The organism is Rubneribacter sp. (assembly GCF_965361815.1).
Genome location: NZ_CBDTNW010000088.1, coordinates 1 through 24,922 on the forward strand (window position 1 = coordinate 1; position 24,922 = coordinate 24,922).

Consider the following 24,922-nt stretch of genomic DNA (forward strand, 5'->3'; position numbering starts at 1 on the left):
TTTTGCGCGCACTTTTTTTCTCTCCTGTACCCATCCCCAAGTCGGGGGGGGGGGCACGCGCCCTCCCCCCCAAAACGCCAACCACGATGCCGGGCTCCAGCTCATGCACGATCTCGCCCAACCTGATGGAGGCGGGCAGCGGTTCGAGCGGGGCGGACTCCCCGTCGCCGCCCGAACCGCCCACGACATCGGACGCGCCGCCCGTCGATGGGGCCTCTTCGCAAGCGCCTCCATCGGCATCGTCAACCCCGTCGGCCTCGAAACGGGGGCGCGGCGTCAGATGCTCGCCAGGATCCACGCGATACACCGGCGTCGTGCCGTAATCGCGCGCCACGTTGCGATAGGAGCACTTCACGCGGCATTCCCCTTCAAGCGAGCCGTCCACCTGAAACGAGAAGCTCGGCTCGCCTTCGAGCATGCCTCCCACGTCCTCGGCATAACGACGAACAACGTCGGCAAGGTGGCGACGCAACATATCCTTGCGCAGGCCGAAGTAATCGTCGTAGTCCTCCGGAGACACGAACACCTCGTACGAGAGAGGCACGTCCACCACGCCGCCCACAACGCGGCCGTGACGCCGTATAGCCTCGGTGACGGCGGCGTCTACGTCGTCCGGCTGCAGGGCGATGGTAGCTTGCTCGATGCAATCTTGCCCCTCAGCACCGCCGAAGAGCGATTTAAGCTTTGACAGAAAGACAGGGTTGGGCATAATGAGCCTCCTTACATCTCTCGAACGATTATTCTGGCGCTTTCCGCAAGGAGAACGGTCGAGCCAACGGTCAGCGGCATGGAGGCATCCCGAACGGGACGGCCGTCCACGCGCGAGCCGTTGGTCGAATCGAAGTCGCGGAAAAACCAGCTGCCCTCGCAATGGAAGAACTCACCGTGGTCCCTTCCCACCACATCCGATGGGCACCAGATGCGGCCTGACCCCGGCACGCGGCCCACCGTCGCATGATCGGCAACGGTCACCGGGAGGTCGCTCCAATCAACCTCGAGCACGAGCGGCGCGTAAGCTCGGCATGTGCCCAGAACCACGCCCCATCCCCGTTCGAACGCCGCCTCGCAGCGCAACGGCACGTCGGCATCCGGCAGCAGCTCGGCCTTGACGCGAACGCATCCCACCCCCACCGAGGCGTCGCGCTTCGCGACGACCAACCGTCTGTCGCCCATCCAGATACCCAACCCCACAAGGATGTCGAAAGCCTCGTTGGCCACGCGCTCCAAATCCTGCGCCGCGCCCGGGGCATCCCGCCAAACGGGCAGAAGAACCGTCCAGCAATTGGCCGGCTTCGACTTGTCAAGCTCCACGCGGGCGACCGGGACCAGCGCCGCTTCAAGGTCGCCTCGGCTCAAAGGCCGCGCCTCCAAGTACCTGCGAACCACCCTCAGCGGAAACGCGGTGCGTCTTGTTTGGTCGAGCATGATTCCTCCTTCGCATTCGTTCCGCCTTCCGAAACCAATGGTAAACCCTGCGAAACCTACCTTTGCGCAACGGGGTCCCCGCGCAACGCCTCGGCAAGCTCAAGCGCCTTCGGCGTCGCCGAAGACCCGTTGGCGCTCTTTTCCTCGACAATGCAGGCGACAATCATCTCACGCCCGTCATCGCACGACAGCGCGCCAACATACCACGAGACATCCCTGCCCTCCGACCGATTCGCAGCGCTCGCCCTCCCGCGCAGCGGATACGAGCCCTGCGCGGCCCCGCTTTCTGCCCCGTTGTCCGAAGAGAGCGCGCAGAGCGCTTGCTGGGCCGCCTCTGCGCTCATGGCCTGGAAAAGCGGGGCCGGTTCGGCCTCTTGGTCGATCTGCGGCCGCATGACTGTTCCCTCGTTGGCGATACCCGCCATGACCAGGGCCATTTGAAGCAACGTTGCGCTCGGACCGTCTTTTGTACCCAAACGGTCCGACGCAAGCGCCGTTGCGGAGAGGGTTTCGCCCCCGCTTCCCACCGTCGATGAGGCCAAGGGCAGATCGCACGGAACGTCTTTGTCGAACCCAAAAGCCTCCGCAGCGTCCCGAAGGTCGGGCGATCCGAGCAGCGACCCCGTCTGCGCGCGACGCGCGCCCGAGCCGAGCCGAGCCGCCGACGCACAGCCCGCTTCGTCAACAAGCCCCCGGTCCGGAGCGCCCGCCAAAGACACGAGCTCGAACGTCGAGCCTGGCGCCACGAGCGACTGGGTGGCACGGTTCAAAAACGACCCGCCCGCATCCACCCCCTCCGAAAGGTCAAGCGGATCCGAAGACGCGAGCGCAGCGATGCGGCCCGTTTCGGCATCCATCGCCAACAGCGCCCCCGGGCTTTCCGCCAACGCGTCCTCGGCAGCCCTCTGGATGTCGGAGTCGATGGTGAGCGTCACGTCGCTCCCTCGGTACGCGAGAGCCAGCAGCTCCGCCGCCGGCTCGAGCGCCCCGTAGCAGTCCGCGCCCGACAGCAGCGTCTCGAAGCGGGCAGACGCATGCTCGAAGCCGGGATAACCGTCGATCGCGCCTACCACATGGGATGCCAGCTCCTTTTCGGGATAGAGCCGATCCTGGTCGTCGGCCCGCATGCCCCCTTCGGCCAAAACGACGCCGTCGACGGTGACAATGGACCCGCGAACCACGGCGCGCGCCGTTTCGCCCGCTACGCGCAAACCCCCGTCCCCCACCTGCACGACGCAACCGAACGCGAACGAAACGACGAGCGCAAACGGCAGGGCCGCAGCAAGGCTCACCGGACATGCCGGGGCCTTCGTCAGCATCGCGCCAGGCGCCGCTTTCGCCCTGGAGGCGACAGCCGTCAAAATTCCCAGCGAGGCGACAGAGGCAAGCATGGCCGACCCGCCGCTCGAAACAAACGGAAGCACCACCCCCGTCATGGGTATGAGGTTGAGCACGCCTGCCATGTTCACGAACGCCCCGACAACCACAAGGCCGCCCAGGGCCGTCGCAGCGGCGCGCTCGAATGTCCCCCTTTCGAACGCGCCGCCCAGCCGCGCCGCCCAACGGGCGATCGACGTGTACGCAAGCGCGACCACGGCGAACCCGACCAACCCCAGCTCCTCGACAACCGCGCACAAAACATAGTCGGACTGCGCCACCGGAACGCTCGCGAATTTCCAACCGAAACCAAGCCCCGTGCCGAGCAACCCACCGTTTGCGATGGCGGCCATGGCCGACGCGAACTGATACCCTTCCCGCAAAGGATCGGCCGTCGGATCAAGCCAAAGCGCCACGCGATCCTGCACATGAGGAAACGCGAGGCTGGCAAGCGCGAGCGAGGCAAACGCGCCCGCAAACGCCAGCGCGTACCCAACCCGATGCCTTCCCGCCGACGTACACACAACCAGCCCCGCCATCGCGAACAGGACGAGCGCAGCACCGAGATCCTTTTGGGCCGCAACACTGAGCAAAGACGCCGCCAAAACGGCCAGCAGCGGCACGACGGCTCGGCGATTGCGCTCCCCCAGCCGGGTTCTGTTCGCCGCGCAGAATCCCGCGAGGCCAAGCGCGAGCACCACCTTTCCGAACTCGCTCGGCTGAAACAGCGGGGACCCCAGCCCAACCCAGTTCCGCGCACCGCCAATCGACACGCCAATCAGCGGCGCGAAAGGAAGAGCGAACAGCACGAGGGCGACAACCATAAGCGGTCTGTACGCCGCCGCCAGCCACCCGACACCCCAGCGCGCAACCACGCGGGCGAGAAGGGCCGCCAAGACCAAGCCCAGGGCAACGGTCAACGCGAACTTCTCAGGGGAGGCGCCCCCTCCGAAATCGGAGATGTCGCACGCCACGACCATCCCCACCGTCAGAAGCAAGGCCGCCGAAGCGGCGATGCGCGCATCGAACCCGCCTAAGACGCACGCCCGCTGCGCGGCGAAAGCGGCAACGGCGATCAGGACGAACGTGCCCGCAAGAACGAATGCGTCCCCTCCTTCACGAGCGGCGATCGACGACAGCATCAAGCAAAGCGATGCCGCAAGAGCAAGGGGCACCGACACGGACGCCCTGGAGGACCGTCGCGCGCCCCAAAGCAACGAAAGCACTCCCATCAGGAAAAACGCTATTCTCATGACGAACGCGAACCCATGGACGACAACCTCGGCAAGCATGGCGGCAGATTCCTTTCCCGTACGGATCCTCTCCCTTGACATGCTATCAACCCGATCAGGGCGCTTTGCGCAACGCCGCGCCAAGCGCTCACAGTCGTTGTCCTGTCCTGCGCGCCATACTCCCACGCCGCGCACCCTGCGCCCCTCCCCCGCAACGCGCGTCCCGCAACCCCTGCCCGTCCTTCGCACCTCGTCTCACCCGCATATATCTCAACGCGCATCCGATATAAGCCCCTGACATGCAAGGGGGCTGCAATCCACGCGATTGCAGCCCCTCTCTTTGGTTTCGGATGCGACAAGCTCAGCGCCCCTTTGGAAGGAGCGCGGCAAAAGCCCCGGAACGCCTACTGCCTCTTTTCGCTCCAGTCTTGCGCAAGCGACGCCTCCTTGGGCTTCACGAGAATCGAGGGGTTGGTGGTGCTTGCAGAGGGAAGAAACGGAAGCTCGCTCACAAGGCCCTCTCCGTATTTCTGCGAGAGCTCGTCCAAGTCTCCGAAGTCCAAGGCGCGCATGGAGCAGGCATCTACGCAAACGGGGTTCTTCCCATCGGCGCGCCTTTGGGCGCAGGCGTCGCATTTCTGCACGATGGAAAGGTCCTCGCGATACTGAGGCACGCCATACGGGCAGTTCGAAACGCAGCTCTGGCATCCAATGCAGGCTTCGTCGTCATGCAGGATGGTTCCGTCCTCAGATTGGTGCATAGCGCCCGTCGGACACGATGCCACGCACGCGGGCTTCTCGCAATGGTTGCAGGCCATGGAGTAATGCCAGCCCCGGGCCGTAGGAAAGACGCCCGCCTCGTAGTCGAACACGCGGCGAAACTGCACTCCCACAGGCAAGTCGTTGAGGTCTTTGCAGGCAATGGAGCAAGTCTTGCACCCTAGGCACGAGGTGCCGTCGAAGTAAAATCCAAGCGTCATGGTTCTTCCCCTCTTTCTATTCGATGCCGCCAGCCGGCCCGAAGACGCGCTCGCAGTCATCGGCGAGGTTGCCCTCCGTCCACTTCTCGTAGTTCACCAGATTCGTGTTGTACCCCGAGATTCCCGCGCCGCTCGTATCGGGCGCAAGCATCCAGTTATCGGAACCCGAAGAGTCCAGAGTCTCGTCTGCGGTCAGATCCGACCATGTGCCATGCGGAAGGGCAACACAGCCAGGCATGAGGCGCTCGGTCAGGGACGCATGGCGCAGGCACTGTCCGTAATCGTTGAAAATGCGCACGGCATCCCCGTCGGCAATACCCTTCTCGGCCGCATCGCTCGCGTTGAGGAAGACAGGATTGGGCAGAACCTCGCGCAACTGTGAGACGTTGTCGAAACCGGTGTGCGCACGGCGAAGATAGTGGGGGTTGTACATCTGGAAGGGATAGTCGCCCTTTGTCTTGCTCTCCCAATCGCTGAATGACTCCTCGTAACCATGGAGCGCCGGGCGATAAGTGGGGTAGGGCTTGATGGTGCTGCGCCCCATGGCGTTCACGCCGTCGGCTTTAGCCTGGCAGTATATCTCAAGCTTGCCGCTGTTCGTGCTCAGGGGGTTGTTGTCGGGATCCTCGCGAAAGGCTGCCAGGAAGACGTTGCCCAGGTTGTCGTCCTTCGAGCGCGGCACCTGGTAGATGCCCTTCTCCATGAGTTCGGCGTAGGGGATGCGGCCCTCTTGGGGCGTGCCTTCAAGGCCAAGCGCGTCGATGTCCTCTTGGGTGATGGTCACCAAGGGTTCGTAGTCGGTGCCCTCTTCGTTGACAACCGTCGTGCTCGCGATGAAGTTGAGATAGCCCTGCTCCTCGCCGAAAGGATAGGTTTCGGCGGGATCGAGGTCGAAGCGCTTGAGCATCTCGCTGCCAATCCAGCGATCGGGCTTCGCCTCCCACAAGGGATCGATCACCTTGGAGGGAAAGAGCACGTAATCGCGCCCGGTGTTGTTGGTCAAATAGAAGTAGAACGTGTCCATCTCCCATTTCGTGGTGCAGGGGAGCAAGATGTCGGAGTACTGGGCCGTCATGTTGAAGGCGTAGTCTTGGGTGATGACGCAATCCACCGCGCGGAAGGCCTCTATGCCGGTCTTTATGCCCTGGATGGTCTGGAGGGAGTTGCGCCAGAGGTTGTAGATGACGCGAACGTTCAGGTCGCGCACCTCCACGGTGCTCGGATCGCTCATGGCTCCATCGTTGTACTGGTACTTTCCATCGAGGACGGCTTGCCACAGATCGGGCGCGTCGATCACGTCGCTAACGGGATTCTGATTCTGCGCAAGCCCCGTGGAACCTCCTTTGACCAGGCTGGGACCGCCGTTTCCAGCCCTGGTGGCCTGACAGCAGGCCGTGCATTGGCCTGGTTGACCATAGTGGCCGCCCATGGCTCCGATGGTCATGAACAGCTGGGGCATGTCGTCGGCATCGTTGCATCGGGCGTAAGCCATGCTGTGCAGGGCGCTCACCTTGTTCGTCATCGCCATGGTCTGCGCGTACCACCTGATGTCCTCAACCGGCGTACCGCAGATCTCGGTGGCCCACTCTGCCGTCTTCGGCAGATCGTCGTAGGCGCCCAAAACGTAGTCCTTGAAGTTCTCGTCGAGCGCGGCGTCGGCGGGCATGTGATCGGCATCGAAGCCAACAGTGTAGCGGTTCAGGAAATCCCAGTCGATCACGTTGCCCTGCTCTTCGTCCAACTTGAGCATCTCGTAAGCGACGGCGAGCATAAACGCCCCGTCGGTGCCCGGACGCACCCGGATCCAACGTGCGTCAAGCAAATCGGCGCTCTCGTTGTAGGAGGGGCCAACGAACACGAACTGGGCTCCGGCCTCCTTGGCCGCATAGTAATAGTAATTGGGCTGCCCGGCAGAGGACCATGCGGGGTTGCAACCGTAGAGGATGACGAAGTCGCTGTTTTGGAGATCGTAGCGATCGCCGCCGTCGGTGGGAGCAGCGCCCACCACCTTGCCGGTGCGATTGTAGGCGCCCCAAGAAGACGTGTCGTTTATTTCGGTGAAGCCGCCGATGGCTCGCAACCAATCGGCATAGTTCGCCTGAAAGGCCCAACCGGGATAGACAATGGAGCGGTTACCGTCCTTCGCGATGGCGCTCTTAAGCGCTGCAGCAACATAGTCTAGGGCATCGTCCCAGCTTATGCGCTCCCACTCATCTTTGCCGCGCAACTCCCCGTGAGGCTCCTCGACGCTCCAGTGCTTCCTCTTCATGGGATAGCGGATGCGGTCCGGCGCATAGACCATGTGGCGCAGCGACCGCCCGCGGGGGCAACTGCGCTGCTGGGGCATCTCGAAGCTGTCCTCGTGGGTGTCGTCGGTTTTCTGACGGACCACCTTGCCATCGACCACGTAGGCGGCGTTGTAGCATTTACCGCCGCAGTTAAGCCAGCACGCAGCGGGAATCCACACGCCCTCTTCCTCTGCCGCGCCCGCGCTTTCCTGCCCCGCGTCCGGCAAAGAGTCCTCATCCTTGGTGCGAGGGCTGCAGCCGCTCAAGGTCAGACCGACCAACGTCGCCGTGGTCGCCCCCATGAAAGCTCGTCTGCTTATCCCGCCGCCAAAGCGTCCTTTCCCCATTTCGCCGGTCATTGCTCCTCCGTTCCTCTCGATGACTGGACTCTTCCCTCGTCCTTTTGAAACCGCGCCCGAATTCGAGCGGTAGCGAGTTGTATGGTAAGATTTCAGCCTATTCGTCCGGAACGTCCGGACGAATAGCACGGCCGGCAAAAGCGGGTGGGTCAAGCCGATACCAAGGTATGGGGCAAGGGGCGCACATGGTGTTGGACGGCATGCACCAGCCGAGAGGAGGGGGGGGCGCCTTGAAGGCACGCAGCATCGCAACCGATGAGATTATCGACAAAATCATTGAAACGCAGACGGCGAACCTCGATTTTCTGACCGACGAGCTGATCTGGTTCCATACAACGATTGACGAGACGCGCGCGTTTTCCGAGATGTCACGGAGCGAGTGCCGCGCGTGGCTGGAATACGGGCTCAATCATCTTGCCGACCTGTATCGTGGAAAAGACATAGAAGAGTCGAAGTGGACCATCGACATGGCGACATCGTGGGTCTGCGGAGGATACCGCGGCATCGAGGCGTCTCTCCATGGAACCCTCGTGTTCGTGCATCTCCTTGTGCCGCTTGTCCGCAACGCCTTTGCCGACGATCCCGCTCAGCAGCTCCAGGCCATCGAGATTGTCCTCGATGCCTACCGAACGTGCCTCCAAGGGCATTTGGAAGCCTATACGGCCATCGTCAACGAGGTGTGCGAAGCCGCTCGGAGCAGCAGAATCGAGCACGCCGACTCCGCGCGGTTCGACGACCTGCTTGTTGCAAAGGTTGGCGCTGCACCCGAAAGCCACGAGATAGCCCTCACCGACCGAGAAATCGAGGTGCTGCAACTTGTCGGCCTTGGATACGAGAACGGCGAGATCAGCGCTCGGCTTCGCATTTCCCAAAACACCGTGAAAGGCCATATTCGCACACTGCTTACGAAAACGGCGCTTCACAACCGAACGCAGCTTGCTCTTTATGCCATCACGCGCGGGCTTTGCAGCCGGCCCGAAATCACAGAGGCCCTCAGAAACGCTCAGGAAGGTGAGTTCTGACCGGGGATTCGCGGCGGTGCTCGCTGGCGTTAGCGGCCTTTCTTCTTGCGCTTGCGGGCATCACCCCGTGCTTTTATCGCCGCCCGCGAACCCTTCGGTGTAAGCGCTTGGCACCACCATGGCGGCTTGGCTGTCCGACGCCCCCTCGTAGGTGAGGTGCATGCGGCGCAGCTCGAGCGCAAGGTCGTTGTCGCGGTACGTTTCGGCCACCTCGTCCAAGATGGCGGCTACGTCACGCTCGGCCTCCATGAGCGTAAGGCGCGCGTTCTTGCGGCTTTCGGCCTGCGCTTCCAGGGACATGACCGTCTGCAGCTCCTTGGGCATGATGATGTCGCGCACCTCCACCGAAAGCACCGTGATGCCCCAAGCCGACACCTTCTCCTCTATGGCCTCCTCCAGCTGCTTGTCCAGCGAATGGCGACGCATGACCACGTCGGCCACCGACGCGCGGCCTATGGCGTCGCGCAACGTGGTCTGCGCGGCAAGCGCCACGGCGAAGTAGCAGTCCTCCACCTCCGAGCAGGCTTTCTCGGGGTCCCAGATCATCCAGTACAGCACGGCGTCCACATCAAGGGGCACCAAATCGGCCGTGAGGGTCTCCTCGGCGCCGAACGGCGTGACCTGGGTGCGCTGGTCGATGCGCAGCGTGCAGAACTCCACGAACGGCACGATGAAGAACAGCCCCGGCCCCGCAAGCCGGTTGAAACGCCCCAGGCGCATGACCACGTAGCGCTCCCATTCCAGCGACACGCGCGCAGACGCCAACGCAAGCACACCCAACGCTGCGGCCACCAGCACCACCACCAGGTTCGCCTCGCCGGCCGCAAGCCACCCCACCGCCAGCGCGGCAAGGAACGCCACAATGGCGATCAGCCCCGTCAGCAGGATGGCGCCGTTGCGGGTGGCGCGCTTGTCGGGCGCGGAGCGGTACGCGTCGGCCGCCACGCCGAACTCCATCTCCGAGCGGCGATACGGCCCCTCGTTAGCGAATGCCGTCCGGTCCGCCCCGCCGCCGAACGAACCCGTTTGCGCCGTGCGCGCGCCCTTAGCCCTCATCGCTTCTCCTTATTGCGTCGATGGTTTTGTTGACCTGCCGGGATATGTCGTCATAGTCCATGCCACGCTCAAGGCACCCCCGTACGAACTCCTCGATGTGCAGGTCCAGCCCCTGCGGCCCATCCTCCCCCGGCGGTTCGCACACGAACGCGCCGCGACCGCGCGACGTGGTGATGAAGCCGTCGCGTTCAAGCGCCATGTACGCCTTGCTCACCGTGTTGTAGGCGATGCGCAGGTCGGCGGCGAATTTGCGCACCGTGGGAAGCTGATCGCCCGGCTGGTAGTAACCCGAGTTGATCAGGTACACGAAGCGCTCCTTCAACTGCACCCAGTAGGGCAGGTTGGAGTCTTTCTCTATTTCAAACGAAGGCGTTTCCATTGCTCCTTGATCCTACGCCGCCATGTGCATGCCGCTTGCCACAATAGCAAGCCTCAAACAGAACCCGCCGACCAGCATCAGCATCGCCGTTGCCAGCAGCAGCCCGGGCCGCGCGCCAAAGCGCAACGCCGCGCACTCCAGCGCAAACGGCACCGCCAGGCCGCACGCCGCGAACCCGCCCAAAAACAGCGGTGCGCACTCCCCCGCCACCAGGGTCTGAAGCTGCGAAGCCGCCGCACCTGAACCGCTTGTCAGCACGTAGGCGCTCGCAACCAGCGCCTCAAGCGCCACCACCGCCAGGTCGGCCCTTGGCAGCACGCGGCACCAGGCAATGCTCACCGAGTCGCCGCCCGCGAAGCACGCGCTTCCCAGCAGCAGCGCCAACCCGCATGACAAGGCCGAAAGCGCGAACAGCGCCGGCAGCCACGGCGAGGCCCACAGCGCCACCGTCTGAATGCCCTGCAGCAGCAAACCCGTGTACACCATGAGCACCGCCGCCGCCACGCACCCCAGCGCTTTGCACGCAAGCGCCACCGCACCGAACGCAGACGGCAGTTCGAACACCGACTCGGCCGCCGCGCACATGCTGCACGCCAACAGCACCAGCAGCGAGAACGATCCCACCGTCAGGTACGTGGGCGTCGGGTGCAAAAACAGCAGGAAGAACGCATCGGGACGCCCCAGGTCCACGCACAGCAGCACCCCGCCCAACGCGAGCGTCGCCGCCACCAGCACGTATGCAATGCGGCGAAGCCCGCGCCCTTGGCTGTGTGCGCGCCGCAGTCGCGCTTGGCCTGCACGACCGGAGTGCGCGCCCGCGCTCGGAGCACCCGCGCTCGGCGCGCCCGTCATCGCAGCAGCACGACGCATTCGCGAAGCGCGCACCAAGTCGGCCGCCGCCAGCACCAAAAAAGCCCCGGCCGCAGAACCGCCCAGAAACAGATATGCGACTATCAGCTCGCTGAAAACCACGCGCCCGCCCTTGCCAGCAACTTTGATGCGTTTTCCTACCGTTCACACGATACCAGTCTGTCGTGCGACAATCAACGGAAAAGCAAGCGGCCTCGATCCACCTTGCCGCACCCAACTCGACTCAACTCAATGGTACGGCCAGCGTTGATCTCGACCATGTGGCACCTCCTCGGGTTATAGGGCAAAGCGTGTCCGGCTCAATTGGCTCAATTATTCGTCGACGGCGTTCAACCGTCGTGCGGAGCTCTTCCCGGACTACCCCCAAGCCGCATACCTCCGGCACTTCGTTACTGCCCTCCTGATCGGGCGCCTCAGAAGGCCCGCCCAACGCACCTGCCGGACGAGACTTTCCGAGGTGCCTGTGGAACTTCGCGCGGCGGGCCGGCCTGGACCGCGCCAGCGACGGTTTAGCGGAAAGGACGCTTCTCAGTGGCGAGAAATGACCGAAGTCGGAAGGTTCGCAGAGATTTGTTCAACGACGAGAGATCCCTTATCGAGAAACCACCTGATCGCAGAGAGCCGGTGCCCGAGCAAAACGTCATGGACTCGCAGAAATCTTCCGACTTCGGCCATTTCTCGCCACCAAGAGGGAGACTCTGCGTTAAACCAGCGTGGGCACGGGCCGGGTCGGCGGCGGTTTAGCAGAAAGGAGGAAAGAAACCTGTTGCCAAGCAACCCATCCCGCACAATACGAGCAAGGTCTTGCCGAAACGCTGCGGACGTGAGAGGAGCACATACCTGCCGCCCAAATGTGCCAGGCCATAGATATAGCGGGTCTTGTCCACATACATCAGGTTCCGGTTCCGAATGTCCTTGAACACTTGCACGCCCACCGGGCATTTCCTCGCCGCTTGCGCCATGGCTCTCTCCTTCGCTTGCCGCCTCGAGCGTCGCTATTTTCCAGCATCATACCAACATGCGCAGCAAGAAAAGAGAAGCGCACCCGAACCGAGCAGAACGGTGCGAGGCAACAACGCAGAATGACGCCCCCCCCCGACCATAACCTTTGCGCAGCGTATTCGCCAGCCTGCAAACATCTGCACACCCTAAGCAACACGACAAAAGGTGTCGGGACCGCGCGAACCTGCGGCCCCGACGCTTGCCCGGCAGCGGCAAGCCGCCCCCAGACGCTATGACCCCAAACGCTACAAGGTGGTTTCGAACATATGCTCAACAGCCACAAAGCTCATCACGCCGCCGCATCCGACAGGGCCGCCACCACCGGGGTATCCCCAGCCAAACGGCGAAGCCGCACAGCATCCTCCCGCATACAGATGGGGAATGACCTCACCATGCACGTCGATAACCTGCGCATGTTCGTTGATCTTAAGCCCGCCGGACGTTCCCAAACTTCCCGGATACTGAGGGCACCCATAGAACGGGCCCACCTCAACGGGGGCAAGCGCGAGGTTCTTCAAGTCGGCTCGCCCCGTCCCTCCGTCACCTCCTGTATTGGTGTCAAACGCCCATTCTCCGCGATGGAACACCGGGTCCACTCCCTCAGCAGCGTTTTTGTTAAACTCCGCCACCTCGCTCAGAAGCCCTTCGGCGTTGATACCGAGAATGTCCGCTAGCTCCTCAAGCGTATCGGCTTTCTCCATCCAGTCCGGAACAGCGCCCATCTCGCTCACACCCGGCATGAGGTAGTGCTCCAAATACGTAGAATCGCAGATGAAAAACGCAGGGATGTTGCTCCATTCGCCCGTTCCGGTGTCAAACTCCTCAAACGACCGGGCGAACAGCGGATACGAGGCGCTCTCGTTCCCAAACCGCTTACCTTTTTTGTTCACCACGATAGCGCCAGGCTTCGACCGATACGAACTGCCATCAACATACTGGTCCATCTTGTCGGTCATGATGTTGTCGATTTCCATACCCAGCGGCACAAAGCAGCTGTTTCCATAGAAACTTGACATGTTCGACAGGTCGGCCCCTATCTCCATACCCATCCTGTGTCCATCGCCTGTGCACGTGTCCACGAGCATGGTGTTGGCAAGAGGAATCTTGATGTAGGATTCCCGCATCTCTTTATTGTGATCGAACCCGCCGGTTCCTAAAAACACCGCTTTGGTGGCCTTAATACGCTCCTCCGACTTGCCATTCGCAACCACAACACCTTCGACTACGCCTTCATCATTGCGAATGAGTTTTGTTGCCTCCGCGTTGTACATGATGTCCACACCCCGCTCCTCGCAGAGGTGACGCACGAGATTCCACGTAGGGGCCGCACGCATGAAGCCAACCGACTCAACATCCTCACCTTTGATGTTTTTCCACGAGGCCACATCGTCTATATAAAGTGATCGTGCACCGCCCGAGGAACAGCCGGGGTAGTTGTAATAATCGGGAAACGGAAGCGCGCCGATGGCGATGGGCTCCCATTCAAACCCCAGACTCTGGGTCCACTCCAAGAAGGCGTTCGCGCCGTCGATGTACGCCTCTTGAAGTTCGGGGGTCGATTTGCCTCCTGACACGTGGGAAAGGTATTCCACGGCGTCGTCCCTGCTGTCCTTGATGCCCAGCTTCTCCTCAACGTTATTCGCCGGAATCCAGAACCCGCCCGCGGAAAGCGAGCTGGTGCCCCCGAACATGCCCGACTTCTCAACAATAAGCACCGACTCCGCGCCCGCATCCTTCGCCGCGATGGCGCCCCAGGCCGATCCGCCCGCGCCAACGAACACCACCTCCACCTCGCGATCCCACTCCTGGCTGTTTGAAGACCCTCCCCCAGACGGCGCGCACCCGCCCAAAGCCCCCACAGCAGCCAACCCGGTCCCAGCCGCAACCGTAGCCTTCAGGAAATCCCGCCGGGAGACCCCTGCCTTCGCTCCGGCCTTCGGATTTACCCCTGTTTGTTTTTGTATCGTTTCGTTCGACATCAGCACACTCCCTCCGTTCAGGATACGAACCGACACCGCCTCGCGGTGTCCCTGTGAGAAGTTTTGCGAAACCCCGGAAGGAAGAAAACGGCTGCATGGGAGGATATGCGCAGGTCGAGCGAATATCCTCCCTAACGGATGAGGCGCAAAAGACGGCGCTATTGATCCCTCTCGGCCTGCAGAGCATCCAAAAGCTCCTGGCGATTGCCCACCCCCACCTTCCGATAGATGTTCTGGGTGTGAGTTTTCACCGTGCTCTCCGAAATGTGCAGTTTCTCGCCCACATACCTCAGGTTCCGACCCTGGGCGAGAATCCCCAAGACCTCCGTCTCGCGAGGGGTGAGGCCGAAGGCCGCCGCCGCAATGGCCAACGAACCCTCGGCATCGTCTTGGCGCGACGCGAGGGAACTCACGGAAAAAAGCGCCTGATCGGGCAAAAAGGCGAACACCCCCACAATGAGAAAGGCCATGACGGTGGGAATGGTTCCCGTTATACCATCAACATGACCGGCCAACAGCGACCAGAGGAAACACAGCGCCCACTGAAGGCCGAATCCTATGCCAAAAACAATCCCTTCGGGCCGGCCAGCAATACGAGCCACGTCGAGCATGAGCACAAGACAGAGCATGGAGCAGAACACTTCCATCGCCCACACAAGGGCATCGGATACAAAAGCAAGCCCTGGCGAACCAACGGAATCGACGACAGAGACGGCAAGGAGCATCATTGCCGCAAGAAGCAGCGCAGCCCGATACTTCCGAAACGAAAAGGTTCCAACCTTCCACGAGACGCCAACGCGCACCAGCACGGCAACTGCAACAGCCCCCGCCACAAACGAAGGAACGGAAATGTCCAGAGGCGAACTCGAAACCGATGCGGCACTTCCCCAAAGGCCGCCTCCTCCGACAAGACGCAACGCCACCGGAAGCATCATCACAACAACAACCCAGCTAAACCGCATGTTCTTCGCCGGAAGCGCATGACGCGCGGATTTGCCACAGCCAGAGAAGCGCTCGAACACGAACCAACACGCCGTCGAAAACGCTGGGAGGATCAACGACAACGCGCCAAGCAGCGCACCGTCGGCAAACGAAGCTGCAGCCAAACAGGCCGCACCGCAGAGGACGTATCCAGCCGCCACGCACGCTCCAGCTCGGCTCAGCGGCAAGACCCTTCCGAATGCCTCAGCCCACACAGGTTCGCTTCCGCCGTATCCCACACCAAGCAGCACCAATCCCGCCACTGCAACCCAAGGCGAGCCGGCATCCACCTGCCCCTGGGCAAACGCAAGGAGAAACACGCCAAACACCGTGCACACGGCCGTCAAAACCACCCAGTACCTCAAACCGTCTGAGACAATCTGGGGCCTCAAGGCGATGACGGCCAACGTTGCCACTCCGGTGAGAAAGTAAATGGACTCGCCACCAATGGGTCCCACGCCAGATAAGCCCGATTGTGAGAAGATGGAGCCAAAGCCTGTCAAGTAAAACCACAGCAATCGCGAGGCGTATCCGACAACCAACAACGCAAGCAATGCCCCAGACCCTCTTCCCGATGCAACGCCCTCTCTCACCAGCAGCACCCTCTCCCCAACGCAGAACCCGCAACCGCCCTGCTTGGTCGGCAGCAGCGAAAATATTTTGAAAAGGCGCCTCGAACAAAGGCGCTCAAAATATCTTTGCCTCCGATTATAAACAAAGAGAACCCACAGGATGCCAGCGGCCCCGCTTCGACCGCCCCGTTCTTCACTTTGCGACAAAACCTGCCCTTTGCACTCAGTTCCTATTTCCTGCATTTTGAGGGTTGCGCAACGCGCCCCGCGCGGCCTAGAATGCTTGCACAAGGAGTGCGGGTGACCCGGAGACGGTCGGGCATCCAGCCTCGACGAAACGAAGCGAAAGGCACGTCGTGACCAACCAAGGCACGCCCTGCCCTGCAGAACGCACCGCGCGAAGGCACGTAGGGTTCGTGGGAGCGGGCAAGGTCGGAACCACGCTGGGCAGGTACTTCCTGTCCCGCAGCATCCCCGTGTCGGGGTATGCGAGCCGTACCCGCGCTTCTGCCGTCGAAGCTGCCGAGCTCACCGGTTCGCGCGCGTTCGCGTCGCTTGCGGAACTCGTCCGCGAAAGCGACCTTATCTTCATTACCGCTCCTGACAGTGTTATAGCCTCCGTTGCACACGAGCTTGCCGCAAGCGGCGCGCCTCTGGCCGGCGCAACCATCTGCCATTGCAGCGGCGCGCTGACCGCCGAGGAGCTGGCACCCCTGCGCGCGGCGGGCGCTTCCGTGGGCTCCGCGCACCCCCTGCTGGCCGTCAGCGACAAGACCGGTCCGCTCGACGCCATGGCGTACGCCTTTTTCACCGTCGAAGGCGACCCGGCCGCCCGCGAATGCCTGGCCGCGCTGTTGGACATGTGCGGCAACCGCCACCGCGCCATCAACCCCGCCGACAAGACCCGCTACCACGCAGCCGCCGTGTTTTTGAGCAACCTGGCCGTGGGCCTGTACGGTGAGGGATTTCGCCTGCTGGAAGACTGCGGGTTTGCTCCCGAAGAAGCCCGCAGTGCCGCATCGTCGCTGATCATGGGCAATGCGCGCGCTGTTGTGGAACGCGGGTGCCAAGCGGCGCTCACCGGCCCCGCAGAGCGGCTGGATACGCGGACCATCGAGCGCCACCTGGCCGCACTCGGCCCCGATGCACGAAACCTGTACGCCCGGCTTTCGCTGTGCTGCGCGAACATCGCCGCACGCAAGCACCCCGACCGGGACTATCAACCTTTGAAAGAGCGCCTGCGCAGCGCGTTGGATGCGCGCGGCACGCTCGATGCGCGCAGCGCAGACGAAGAAGAAACGCCGACGACACCACAGGATAGGAGCCTTCTATGAAGCACACTGTTTCGACGTTCGCCGAGGCGAAACGCAAGGGGAAGCGCATCGCCATGCTGACCGCCTACGACTACTCCACCGCCCGCCTGGAGGACGAGGCTGGCATACACGCCATTTTGGTGGGCGACTCGCTGGGCAACGTGGTGCTGGGCTACGAGGACACGTTATCGGTGACCATGGAGGACATGATCCACCACGGCCGCGCCGTCGCCCGCGGGGCGAAAAACGCGCTTGTGGTGGTGGACATGCCGTTCATGTCCTATCAGACCTCGGTGTACGACGCTGTGGTCAACGCCGGCCGCCTCATGAAGGAGGGGCGCGCGCAGGCCGTGAAGCTGGAGGGCGGTGCCGAAGTGGCGGCGCAAGTGAAGGCCATCGTGGAGGCGGGCATCCCCGTCATGGGGCACCTCGGCCTCACGCCGCAGTCTATCAACGCGTTCGGCGGCTTCAAAGTACAGGGCAAAACCGAGGCCGCCGCGCGCAAGCTCATCGAGGACGCGAAGGCGCTGGAAGCGGCCGGCGCGTTCTCCGTGGTGCTGGAATGCGTGCCCGCCAAGCTGGCCGCGAAGGTGACCGAAGCCGTGAGCATTCCCACCATCGGCATAGGCGCCGGGGCGGGCTGCGACGGGCAAGTCCTCGTCTACCAGGACATGCTGGGCATGTTCAGCGACTTCACCCCCAAGTTCGTGAAGCGCTACGCCAACGTGGGCGAGGCCATGCGCGAGGCATTCGCCACCTATGTGGACGAAGTGGGCGCCGGCACCTTCCCCGCCGAGGAGCACACCTACGCCATCGCCGACGAGGTGCTGGAAAAGCTGTACTAAAAACTGTTGGACCGCTGGGCCACGTGCGGACCGGCCCCGAGAAAGGATCATTCCCCCATGCAGATAGCAACCACCGTCAGCGAGGTGCGGCAGCACGTACGCGCCTGGAAGCGTGAAGGGCTCATCGTGGGCTTGGTGCCCACGATGGGGTTTCTCCACGAAGGGCACGCGAGCCTCATCGAACGCGCCGCCGCCGAGTGTGACCGCGTTGTGGTGAGCGTGTTCGTCAACCCCACGCAGTTCGGGCCGAACGAGGACTTCGAAAGCTACCCGCGTGACTTCCGGGCCGACTGCGCGCTGGCCGAAAGCCGGGGAGCGACGCTGGTGTTTCACCCCGAGCCGTCCGAGATGTACGCGAGCGACGCGTGCACGTTCGTGGACATGGATGGACTAACCGGCCAGCTGTGCGGCAAGAGCCGCCCCACCCACTTCCGCGGCGTGTGCACGGTGGTGTGCAAGCTCATGAACATCGCGGGCGCCGACCGCGCCTACTTCGGACAGAAGGATGCGCAGCAACTGGCCGTGGTGCGCCGCATGGTGCGCGACCTGAACATCGACGTTGAGGTGGTGGGCTGCCCCATCGTGCGCGAGGACGACGGGCTGGCCAAAAGCTCGCGCAACACCTACCTGTCGCCTGAGGAGCGCACAGCGGCGCTCGTGCTGAGCCGCGCCGTGCGCGAAGGGCGCGCGCTCATCGAGGGCGGCGAGCGCGACGGCGAGCGCGTGCTTGCGGCCATGCGACGCACGATAGAGGCGGAGCCACTCGCGCGCATCGACTACGTTGATATGGTGACCTGGGATTCCATCGAGCCAGTGCGGCGCGTGGACGGCCCCGTGCTGGTGGCGCTGGCGGTGTACGTGGGCACCACCCGGCTCATCGACAACTTCATCTGGGAGGGTTAGCGCATGCTGCTCAACATGCTCAAAGGCAAGATCCACCGCGCCACGGTCAAGCAGGCCGCGCTCGACTACGTGGGCAGCATCACCGTGGACGAGGCGCTCATGAAGGCGGCCGGCATCCGCGAGTACGAGCTGGTGCACGTGGTGGACGTGGACAACGGCGCGCGCTTCGAAACCTACGTGATAGCCGGCGAGGCGAACAGCGGGATGATCTGCCTCAACGGTGCCGCCGCGCGCCTGGTGCAGGTGGGCGACAAGGTCATCATCATGTGCTACGCCCAGATGACGCCCGAGGAAGCCGACCAGAACCCCCCGCGCGTGGTGTTCGTGAACGAGGAGAACGCCATCGAGCGCGTCACCCGCTACGAACGCCACGGACTGCTGAAGGACATGGAGTAGGAAATGGCCTAATAGCCGACCCGCCGCCGCATAGGGCGCGAAAAAAACTCATAACCGAGGAACTTGGAACTCATAACTCGACAACACAGACAAGCCTATGAACTGGTGTTATGATTCATTTCCCCAGTTCACAGGCTTGTCGAAAAAATGCCAAGTCGGCGAGTTATGAGTTATTTGCGGCCCGTGCAGGCGGTGCGCCCCGTGTTGCCCAAGCAGGCCGCGTGGGACACACCCCTTGAACCCTCAGGCCGAACCCTTACCTCTGCGCGGCCAGCTCGCGCACGTGCTCGCTTGAAGCGCGCAGTTTGTCAGCTGCGGCTTTGATGCCCGTCACATCCTCCACCTGCTCCTGCGCCTCGCGGGCCTTCTTGCCGAAGCCGCCGGGGTGCTTCGCCAGCAGGCGGCGCAACTCATCGGCGTCGGCCTTGACGCGCTTCTTCTCGTCCTTCTCCAGCTGCTTGCCCGCTGCGGCCAGCGCTTGGTCAACCTCGTTGAGCAGGCGCTGCGCCTCCTCGCGCGCAGCCAGGGCAGAGCGGCGCTCCTCGTCTTGGGACGCGTACAGCTCCGCGTCGCGAATGGCGCGCTCCACCTCCTCGTCCGACATGCGGTCGGAGTCGTCGATGGTGATGGACTGCTGCTTGCCGGTGTCCAAATCTTTCGCCGACACGGTGAGGATGCCGTTGGCGTCGATGTCGAACGTCACCTCTATCTGGGGCACGCCGGCCGGAGCGCGCTTGATGCCCTTCAGCCGGAACGTGCCGATGGCCTTGTTGTCCTTGGCCATGGGGCGCTCGCCCTGCAGCACGCGCACCTCCACGCTGGTCTGGAACGCCGCAGCCGTGCTGAACACCTGCGAGTAGTGCACCGGCAGCGTGGTGTTGCGCTCCACCAGGCGCGTTGCCACCCCGCCCACCGTTTCGATGGAAAGGCTGAGCGGCGTCACGTCCAACAGCAGCAGGCTGTTCGCCTTCACCAGGCCCGTGGATGCGCCGGAGAGCGTGGCGGCCTGGATGGCGGCGCCGGTGGCCACGCATTCGTCGGGGTTGATGGAGGCCGAGGGCTCCTTGCCCGTGAGCTTGCGCACGTGCTCCTGCACGGCCGGGATGCGTGTGGAGCCGCCCACCAAGAGCACGCACCCCAGCTCGGACGCCGCGATGCCCGCGTCGTTGAGCGCGGTTTGCACGGGGCCGGTCGTGCGTTCCACCAGATCGCGCGTCAGGTCGTTGAAGGTGGCGCGCGTCAACGTCATGTCAAGATGCAGCGGACCTTGGGAACCCTGCGCAAGGAACGGCAGGTTCACCTGCGTGGAGTCCATGGAAGAGAGCTCTTTTTTCGCCTGCTCGGCCGCCTCGCGCACGCGCTGGAGGGCCTGCGGGCTGCGGCGCAGGCCAACGCCGTGCTCGCGCGCAAAGGCGTCTATGAGGTGGTTCGCCACGCGCTCGTCGAAGTCGTCGCCGCCCAGGTGGTTGTCGCCGGAGGTCGCCAGCACCTCTATCACGTCGTCGCCGATCTCTATGATGGACACGTCGAACGTGCCGCCGCCCAGGTCGTACACCATCACCTTCTGCGGCATGCCGTTGTCCAGGCCGTACGCCAACGCGGCGCTCGTGGGCTCATTGATGATGCGCAGCACGTTGAGTCCGGCTATCTTGCCGGCATCCTTGGTGGCCTGGCGCTGCGAGTCGCTGAAGTACGCGGGCACGGTGATGACGGCGTCGGTGACCTCTTGGTTGAGGAACGCCTCGGCGTCGCGGCGCAGCTTGCGCAGGATCATGGCCGAAAGCTCCTGCGGCGTGAACGCGCGCCCATCGATATTCGCGCGCCAGTCGCTGCCCATGTGCCGCTTCACCGACGTGATGGTGCGGTCCGGGTTCACCGCCGCCTGGCGGCACGCCACGCCGCCCGTGAGCCGCTCGCCGTCCTTCGAGAACGCCACCACGCTGGGCGTGGTGCGCTCCCCCTCCGCGTTGGGGATGATGACGGGCCGGCCGCCCTCCACCGTGGCCACGCAGCTGTTGGTCGTTCCCAGGTCGATGCCTATCGTTGCCGCCATGCTCGTTTCCTTTCGTCGTATGCTCGCGTGTTGTCGTGCGCTTGCCTGCTACCGGGCGCTTGCTTGCCGTCGGGCGCCGTTTGCCGCATCGCCAGGCGTCCGCTTGCCATCGCGCACCGCGCCGCCTGCTAGAGCGGAATGCAGAACCGGCAGACCGTCGGGCCGCAGCACCAGATGCCGAAGCACAAGGCCACAGGATCGATCCCCATGCTGAAACCGCGCGCCGCGCCTTCCTGCTGGTAAGTCTGCCCCGCCTGTTGGAACCAGCGCTGGGCGCGCTGGTAGTCGGGATTGTCGGGATCCAGACGCACCGCGCGCCTGATCTGCTCCAACGCCATGAGCGAGTTGCCCGCGCCATTGTGGGCGAGCGCGCTCAAGTAGTACCAGCGCGCGTTGCGGCCGTCGCTCGTCACGGTGTTGAGCATGTCGACCGCCTGCTGGAACCGCCCTGCGTTGATGGCGTCCACGGCTCCGCGCACCACGGGGCTGTCGGAGGCCGACGCCTCCGGATGCACCGGACCGCCCGCGTCCGCACCCTGAGCGCCGAAGCCGAACAGGTCGTCCCAGTCGAAGCCGAAGCCGCCCGACCACCCATAGGGACCCTCGGTGCCGTAGCCGCCGCCGTATCCCGAACCGCCGCCCGGACCGCCCTGCCCGTAGCCTGCACCGCCCGCGCTGCGCGGCCCGCCGTAGGGCGATCCCGCACCTTGGCCGCTGGCCGCAGCGGCACGGCGATCGCGGGCCGCGTATTTCTCCGGGTTCGTGATGCGGTCGTACGCCTCGTTGATCTTGTTCATCCGGTCGGCAGCGCCGGGGTCGTTCGGGTTCAGGTCGGGGTGGTTCTCGCGCGCCTTCTTCCGATACGCCTTCTTGACCTCGTCCATCGAGGCGTCCCGGCTCACGCCCAGAACGTCGTAAGGGTTCTCAGCCACGGCCTGACTCCCTGCCTTCCTTCTTCTTCGCTTCCTTCGCGCAGTATTTCTGCCATATGCCGGCGTACAGGACGCTGCGCATAAGACGCAGGTCCCTCTCGAGCGGCAGCCGCTCGAATGCCGCAGCGGCGTCGGCTGCCAGGAACTGCAGGTCCTCGCGCACGTCCTCGGGCCGAACGCCGCACGCCACCAAAGGATTGTAGCTTCCCGACGCGCGGTCGTCGTCCGCATCGAGCGCCGCATCCATAATGTACACGAGCTTTCCCAGCTTCGCCCCCACCGTGCGCAGGCCCTCGGCCCAAAAGTCATCGCGGTACGCAAACACTTCACCGAGCAAGGTGCCAAAGCGGTTGGCGGCCTCATCGAGGACGGGTTCGCCTTCGGCAGGACCCGTTGCGGCGGCGCGCTCGATGCGCCCGATGTCGGCCAGGCCCTCCTCGATGGCCGCACACGCACGGGGATGCCGCTCGCGCACAACGCGGTACGGCGCACCGATCAGCTGCGCATAGGCGCGCGCCGCCGCGTTGCGGTCGTCGTTCCAATCGTCCAGGCACTTGTGGTAGACAAGCGCCACGGTCATGTCCGCAGCGTAGTCGATGCACTCAGACCGCACGTACCGATGCGCTTTGAGCGGATGGGGGGCGCAGCGCTTGCAGCCCGCCGCCTCCTGCGGTTCGTAGAGCGATCCCAAGATCATGGCCAAAAACACCATGTCGTAAGTGAGCGAGACGCGGCAGCGCTGCCCGAACCGCCGCCCCAAAGCGCGGCAGAGCCCGCAGTACAAAGCCTGGTAGCGGTCGCGTTCCTCCGAGGACAGCTCCTCTGTGCGCGGCATCACGTATCCGAACATGCTAGCTCCCCAGCTTGGCGGTCAGCACTTCAAGCGCGCGGACGCCGGCGAGGATAGCGTCGAACGTCTCCTGCGGCTCTTGCTCGACCACTGCGTTGTAGCGACGCCGAACGTCTTGGTCCACCTGTTCGAGCAGCGCGCTTCCCGCAGGGGTCACGCTCAGCTCGTAAGCGCGTCCGTCCTGCTGGCTGCGGCGGCGATCCACCAACCCCTGATCCTCAAGACGCTGGCACAGCCCGGAGAAGTTCGTGCGCAGGATGCCCGTGCGCTCGCTCACCCGGCTGGGCATCTGCCCTGGCGCGTGCGAGAGCTCCACCAGCACGTGGAACTGCTGCAAAGTGAGCCCATGACGCTGACACGCGGGCGCGAGCACCACGTGCAGCGCCTTTTGCATGCTGTAAGCCGCCGCAAACAACTCGCGTCTGAACTCGTCAAATTCCATTGGCGCTCCTACGATTTTTTGCGGGTTTCGGTCTTGCACTTGGGGCACACCACGCGCAACGTGCCCTTGCCCTTCGGCACCGAAAGCACCTGACCGCAGCCCTTGCACTTGAAGTAGCGCGTGGTTTTGCGATTGGTCCATGCCTTTTTCGCCAATGCATAGGTGCGCTTCGGTCCGGCGGACAGGCGCTCATAGGTTTCGTTTTCCTTTGCACGGGCCGGAATGTTTTTAGAGAACGACCTCAGCATGGACACAGCCAGCACGATGAACGCCAGCCACAACAGCAGATCCAACCCGGGCACAATGGATGCCAAAAGCAAAATGATGGCCACTGCCAACAGGAAGTTCGACAACCCGTCCATGCCGTAGCGCCCCTGCATCCATGCGGCCATTTGATATTGGAGCCGCTGAAAAAATCCTCGCACGATGATGTTTCCTCTCTGGTTTTTGCGTCCTCGCCATCACGCCGTGGCGCGGACGGCGGTGCCGCTCGCTGCACTGCTCCAGCGCAAGTGCCGCCTTGCTGCACCACAGCGTAGCAGCGCAGCACAGCACCTCGATACGGCGCTTCGTGTATTTAGTTATAAAATAAGACTATTTTCAGCAATCCCGCCCGCCCGTCACCTAACCGAAATATTCCCACCACAAGACAGCCACAGAATCACGCGGAAGACCCCGCATCCTTTCTTTCTGATTCAAAGGCAAGGTATAATCAAAATCTAGAAATCAAGCAACGAAGGGAGGTTCTCTGTGCAGAAAGGCATACATTTGCCAACCGACTATCTCAACAAGATTGTTGAGAGCATCGTGTCCTCCGTTCCCACAACTGCCATTTATGTGTTCGGATCTTACGCACGTGGCGAAGAATCGCCTGGTAGTGACCTTGATCTCTATGTTGTGGTTCCCGACGATAAGGAAAGTCGTTTCACGCGCGCAGGCCGCATCGGCAACGCACTGCTCTGGATGGGAATGCCTAAGGATATCGTCGTTGGCTCGGCAAAACGCTTCGATGAACGCCAACACGATATGGCGAACATAGAATACGTTGTTGCTTGCGAAGGAGTGAAGATGTATGGCTAGCCCCATTTACACCGGCTTTATGTACGCCGCAAGCAAAGACGCCCTCGCCGTGAACGCCCTTGTCCAAGCTAGCATCCAAGACCATAGCGAAGCCATAGCGTTTCACTGTCAACAAGCGGCAGAGAAGATGGTAAAAGCTGTGTTTACCGAAAACGGTCAGGTTCCGCCGAAAAGCCACGACATCGGTGATTTGCTTTCTACAGCAATCGAACAGGCGTGGCTCAAAGCAAGTCAACCAGCCATCCAGGCGGCCATTGACCTGACCTTGTACGCCGTCGCAGCACGATACGAAACCACACCAGATATATCAATCGGAGAAGCAACGAAAGCAATAAAAGATTGCAACTTTGTTGCCACCATGCTTGCCGACAACGGATATGAATACGTCACCGTTCATACAGAGGACGCCCCTGAAGCCAACGCCTTGATTTGAGCGAGACTCGACAGATCGGACATTCGGCGGCAAGATAGCCTCCGGCACCTCACGTGAAACGTCGGAGGTTCGCAAACGAGAAACCCGCAAAACGTGAAAAGCCCGGATGTTTCACGTGAAACATCCGGGCCGGCAAGCAGGGCGAACCGAAGC

At 62.9% G+C, this 24,922-nt stretch carries 23 protein-coding genes; 7 read left to right on the forward strand and 16 right to left on the reverse strand.

The window, feature by feature from the left end; translation table 11 throughout:
* The 5 genes from ACWKY3_RS06450 to ACWKY3_RS06470 all read right to left on the reverse strand — a co-directional run.
* A partial coding sequence (locus ACWKY3_RS06450; protein ID WP_449315604.1) for an FhaA domain-containing protein occupies positions 1-709 on the reverse strand: 709 nt, incomplete at its 3' end.
* 11 nt (positions 710-720) lie between these two features.
* Complete coding sequence (locus tag ACWKY3_RS06455) at positions 721-1,425, reverse strand: FHA domain-containing protein (protein ID WP_449315605.1); 705 nt, start codon at positions 1,423-1,425, stop codon at positions 721-723.
* A gap of 56 nt (positions 1,426-1,481) precedes the next feature.
* Positions 1,482-4,094, reverse strand: a complete 2,613-nt coding sequence (locus ACWKY3_RS06460; protein WP_449315606.1) for an FtsW/RodA/SpoVE family cell cycle protein — start codon at positions 4,092-4,094, stop codon at positions 1,482-1,484.
* 344 nt (positions 4,095-4,438) lie between these two features.
* Complete coding sequence (locus tag ACWKY3_RS06465) at positions 4,439-5,014, reverse strand: 4Fe-4S dicluster domain-containing protein (protein ID WP_449315607.1); 576 nt, start codon at positions 5,012-5,014, stop codon at positions 4,439-4,441.
* 16 nt (positions 5,015-5,030) lie between these two features.
* Complete coding sequence (locus ACWKY3_RS06470) at positions 5,031-7,604, reverse strand: molybdopterin-dependent oxidoreductase (protein WP_449315608.1); 2,574 nt, start codon at positions 7,602-7,604, stop codon at positions 5,031-5,033.
* 242 nt (positions 7,605-7,846) lie between these two features.
* Between ACWKY3_RS06470 and ACWKY3_RS06475 the strand changes: the two genes are divergently transcribed.
* Positions 7,847-8,683, forward strand: coding sequence for a response regulator transcription factor (locus tag ACWKY3_RS06475; RefSeq protein ID WP_449315609.1), 837 nt, complete (start codon positions 7,847-7,849; stop codon positions 8,681-8,683).
* Positions 8,684-8,743: 60 nt separating this feature from the next.
* Here ACWKY3_RS06475 and ACWKY3_RS06480 read toward each other — a convergent pair whose 3' ends face one another.
* The 6 genes from ACWKY3_RS06480 to ACWKY3_RS06505 form a co-directional block, all read right to left on the reverse strand.
* The gene (locus tag ACWKY3_RS06480) at positions 8,744-9,739 is read right to left on the reverse strand and encodes a slipin family protein (protein WP_449315610.1); all 996 of its coding nucleotides are present in this window, start codon (positions 9,737-9,739) and stop codon (positions 8,744-8,746) included.
* Positions 9,729-10,118 carry a GntR family transcriptional regulator gene (locus ACWKY3_RS06485; protein WP_449315611.1) on the reverse strand — a complete coding sequence of 130 codons (390 nt, stop codon included), beginning with the start codon at positions 10,116-10,118 and terminating at the stop codon, positions 9,729-9,731. The genes ACWKY3_RS06480 and ACWKY3_RS06485 overlap by 11 nt, the downstream gene beginning before the upstream one ends.
* A 12-nt stretch (positions 10,119-10,130) precedes the next feature.
* A complete protein-coding gene (gene nrfD / locus ACWKY3_RS06490; protein WP_449315612.1) occupies positions 10,131-11,090 on the reverse strand; it encodes an NrfD/PsrC family molybdoenzyme membrane anchor subunit in 960 nt (319 codons plus the stop codon).
* Positions 11,091-11,728: 638 nt separating this feature from the next.
* The gene (locus ACWKY3_RS06495; RefSeq protein WP_449315613.1) at positions 11,729-11,950 is read right to left on the reverse strand and encodes an AAA family ATPase; all 222 of its coding nucleotides are present in this window, start codon (positions 11,948-11,950) and stop codon (positions 11,729-11,731) included.
* 285 nt (positions 11,951-12,235) lie between these two features.
* Positions 12,236-13,969 (reverse strand): FAD-binding protein, encoded by a 1,734-nt coding sequence (locus ACWKY3_RS06500; RefSeq protein WP_449315614.1) that lies wholly within the window; start codon positions 13,967-13,969, stop codon positions 12,236-12,238.
* Between the two features lie 158 nt (positions 13,970-14,127).
* The gene (locus ACWKY3_RS06505) at positions 14,128-15,543 is read right to left on the reverse strand and encodes a response regulator transcription factor (RefSeq protein ID WP_449315615.1); all 1,416 of its coding nucleotides are present in this window, start codon (positions 15,541-15,543) and stop codon (positions 14,128-14,130) included.
* A gap of 335 nt (positions 15,544-15,878) precedes the next feature.
* On the opposite strand from ACWKY3_RS06505, the gene ACWKY3_RS06510 reads away from it, so the two are divergent.
* Genes ACWKY3_RS06510 through panD form a run of 4 tightly spaced genes read left to right on the forward strand, consistent with a single transcriptional unit; the run spans position 15,879 to position 18,979 of the window.
* Entirely contained in the window at positions 15,879-16,856 is a 978-nt protein-coding gene (locus ACWKY3_RS06510; RefSeq protein WP_449315616.1) for a Rossmann-like and DUF2520 domain-containing protein, read from the forward strand.
* Entirely contained in the window at positions 16,853-17,680 is an 828-nt protein-coding gene (panB, locus tag ACWKY3_RS06515) for a 3-methyl-2-oxobutanoate hydroxymethyltransferase (RefSeq protein WP_449315617.1), read from the forward strand. The genes ACWKY3_RS06510 and panB overlap by 4 nt, the downstream gene beginning before the upstream one ends.
* A gap of 57 nt (positions 17,681-17,737) precedes the next feature.
* Entirely contained in the window at positions 17,738-18,583 is an 846-nt protein-coding gene (panC, locus tag ACWKY3_RS06520) for a pantoate--beta-alanine ligase (protein ID WP_449315618.1), read from the forward strand.
* Between the two features lie 3 nt (positions 18,584-18,586).
* Complete coding sequence (gene panD, locus ACWKY3_RS06525; RefSeq protein WP_449315619.1) at positions 18,587-18,979, forward strand: aspartate 1-decarboxylase; 393 nt, start codon at positions 18,587-18,589, stop codon at positions 18,977-18,979.
* A gap of 256 nt (positions 18,980-19,235) precedes the next feature.
* Here the strand turns inward: panD and dnaK are convergent, their stop codons facing one another.
* From dnaK to ACWKY3_RS06550, 5 genes are all read right to left on the reverse strand, one after another.
* Positions 19,236-21,032, reverse strand: coding sequence for a molecular chaperone DnaK (dnaK, locus tag ACWKY3_RS06530; RefSeq protein ID WP_449315620.1), 1,797 nt, complete (start codon positions 21,030-21,032; stop codon positions 19,236-19,238).
* 128 nt (positions 21,033-21,160) lie between these two features.
* Positions 21,161-21,964 carry a J domain-containing protein gene (locus tag ACWKY3_RS06535; protein ID WP_449315621.1) on the reverse strand — a complete coding sequence of 268 codons (804 nt, stop codon included), beginning with the start codon at positions 21,962-21,964 and terminating at the stop codon, positions 21,161-21,163.
* Complete coding sequence (locus ACWKY3_RS06540; RefSeq protein WP_449315622.1) at positions 21,957-22,814, reverse strand: DUF5685 family protein; 858 nt, start codon at positions 22,812-22,814, stop codon at positions 21,957-21,959. The genes ACWKY3_RS06535 and ACWKY3_RS06540 overlap by 8 nt, the downstream gene beginning before the upstream one ends.
* A gap of 1 nt (position 22,815) precedes the next feature.
* Positions 22,816-23,256, reverse strand: coding sequence for a MarR family winged helix-turn-helix transcriptional regulator (locus ACWKY3_RS06545; RefSeq protein WP_449315623.1), 441 nt, complete (start codon positions 23,254-23,256; stop codon positions 22,816-22,818).
* 8 nt (positions 23,257-23,264) lie between these two features.
* On the reverse strand, positions 23,265-23,681 hold the full coding sequence (locus ACWKY3_RS06550) for a hypothetical protein (protein WP_449315624.1): 417 nt from the start codon (positions 23,679-23,681) through the stop codon (positions 23,265-23,267).
* 325 nt (positions 23,682-24,006) lie between these two features.
* On the opposite strand from ACWKY3_RS06550, the gene ACWKY3_RS06555 reads away from it, so the two are divergent.
* Positions 24,007-24,336: a nucleotidyltransferase domain-containing protein gene (locus ACWKY3_RS06555; protein WP_449315625.1), complete on the forward strand. Its 330-nt coding sequence runs from the start codon at positions 24,007-24,009 to the stop codon at positions 24,334-24,336.
* Entirely contained in the window at positions 24,329-24,769 is a 441-nt protein-coding gene (locus ACWKY3_RS06560) for a HEPN domain-containing protein (RefSeq protein WP_449315626.1), read from the forward strand. The genes ACWKY3_RS06555 and ACWKY3_RS06560 overlap by 8 nt, the downstream gene beginning before the upstream one ends.
* Positions 24,770-24,922 lie beyond the last annotated feature (153 nt).

Bases quoted from the DNA above. Each gene is read 5' to 3' on its own strand.
- panD (WP_449315619.1), top strand. From the start codon at position 18,587: ATGCTGCTCAACATGCTCAAAGGCAAGATCCACCGCGCCACGGTCAAG.
- ACWKY3_RS06485 (WP_449315611.1), bottom strand. From the start codon at position 10,118: ATGGAAACGCCTTCGTTTGAAATAGAGAAAGACTCCAACCTGCCCTAC.
- ACWKY3_RS06540 (WP_449315622.1), bottom strand. From the start codon at position 22,814: ATGTTCGGATACGTGATGCCGCGCACAGAGGAGCTGTCCTCGGAGGAA.
- ACWKY3_RS06465 (WP_449315607.1), bottom strand. From the start codon at position 5,014: ATGACGCTTGGATTTTACTTCGACGGCACCTCGTGCCTAGGGTGCAAG.
- ACWKY3_RS06500 (WP_449315614.1), bottom strand. From the start codon at position 13,969: ATGTCGAACGAAACGATACAAAAACAAACAGGGGTAAATCCGAAGGCC.
- ACWKY3_RS06560 (WP_449315626.1), top strand. From the start codon at position 24,329: ATGGCTAGCCCCATTTACACCGGCTTTATGTACGCCGCAAGCAAAGAC.
- ACWKY3_RS06460 (WP_449315606.1), bottom strand. From the start codon at position 4,094: ATGCTTGCCGAGGTTGTCGTCCATGGGTTCGCGTTCGTCATGAGAATA.
- ACWKY3_RS06455 (WP_449315605.1), bottom strand. From the start codon at position 1,425: ATGCTCGACCAAACAAGACGCACCGCGTTTCCGCTGAGGGTGGTTCGC.
- ACWKY3_RS06545 (WP_449315623.1), bottom strand. From the start codon at position 23,256: ATGGAATTTGACGAGTTCAGACGCGAGTTGTTTGCGGCGGCTTACAGC.
- ACWKY3_RS06495 (WP_449315613.1), bottom strand. From the start codon at position 11,950: ATGGCGCAAGCGGCGAGGAAATGCCCGGTGGGCGTGCAAGTGTTCAAG.
- ACWKY3_RS06475 (WP_449315609.1), top strand. From the start codon at position 7,847: ATGGTGTTGGACGGCATGCACCAGCCGAGAGGAGGGGGGGGCGCCTTG.
- ACWKY3_RS06480 (WP_449315610.1), bottom strand. From the start codon at position 9,739: ATGAGGGCTAAGGGCGCGCGCACGGCGCAAACGGGTTCGTTCGGCGGC.
- dnaK (WP_449315620.1), bottom strand. From the start codon at position 21,032: ATGGCGGCAACGATAGGCATCGACCTGGGAACGACCAACAGCTGCGTG.
- ACWKY3_RS06470 (WP_449315608.1), bottom strand. From the start codon at position 7,604: ATGGGGGCGACCACGGCGACGTTGGTCGGTCTGACCTTGAGCGGCTGC.
- panB (WP_449315617.1), top strand. From the start codon at position 16,853: ATGAAGCACACTGTTTCGACGTTCGCCGAGGCGAAACGCAAGGGGAAG.
- panC (WP_449315618.1), top strand. From the start codon at position 17,738: ATGCAGATAGCAACCACCGTCAGCGAGGTGCGGCAGCACGTACGCGCC.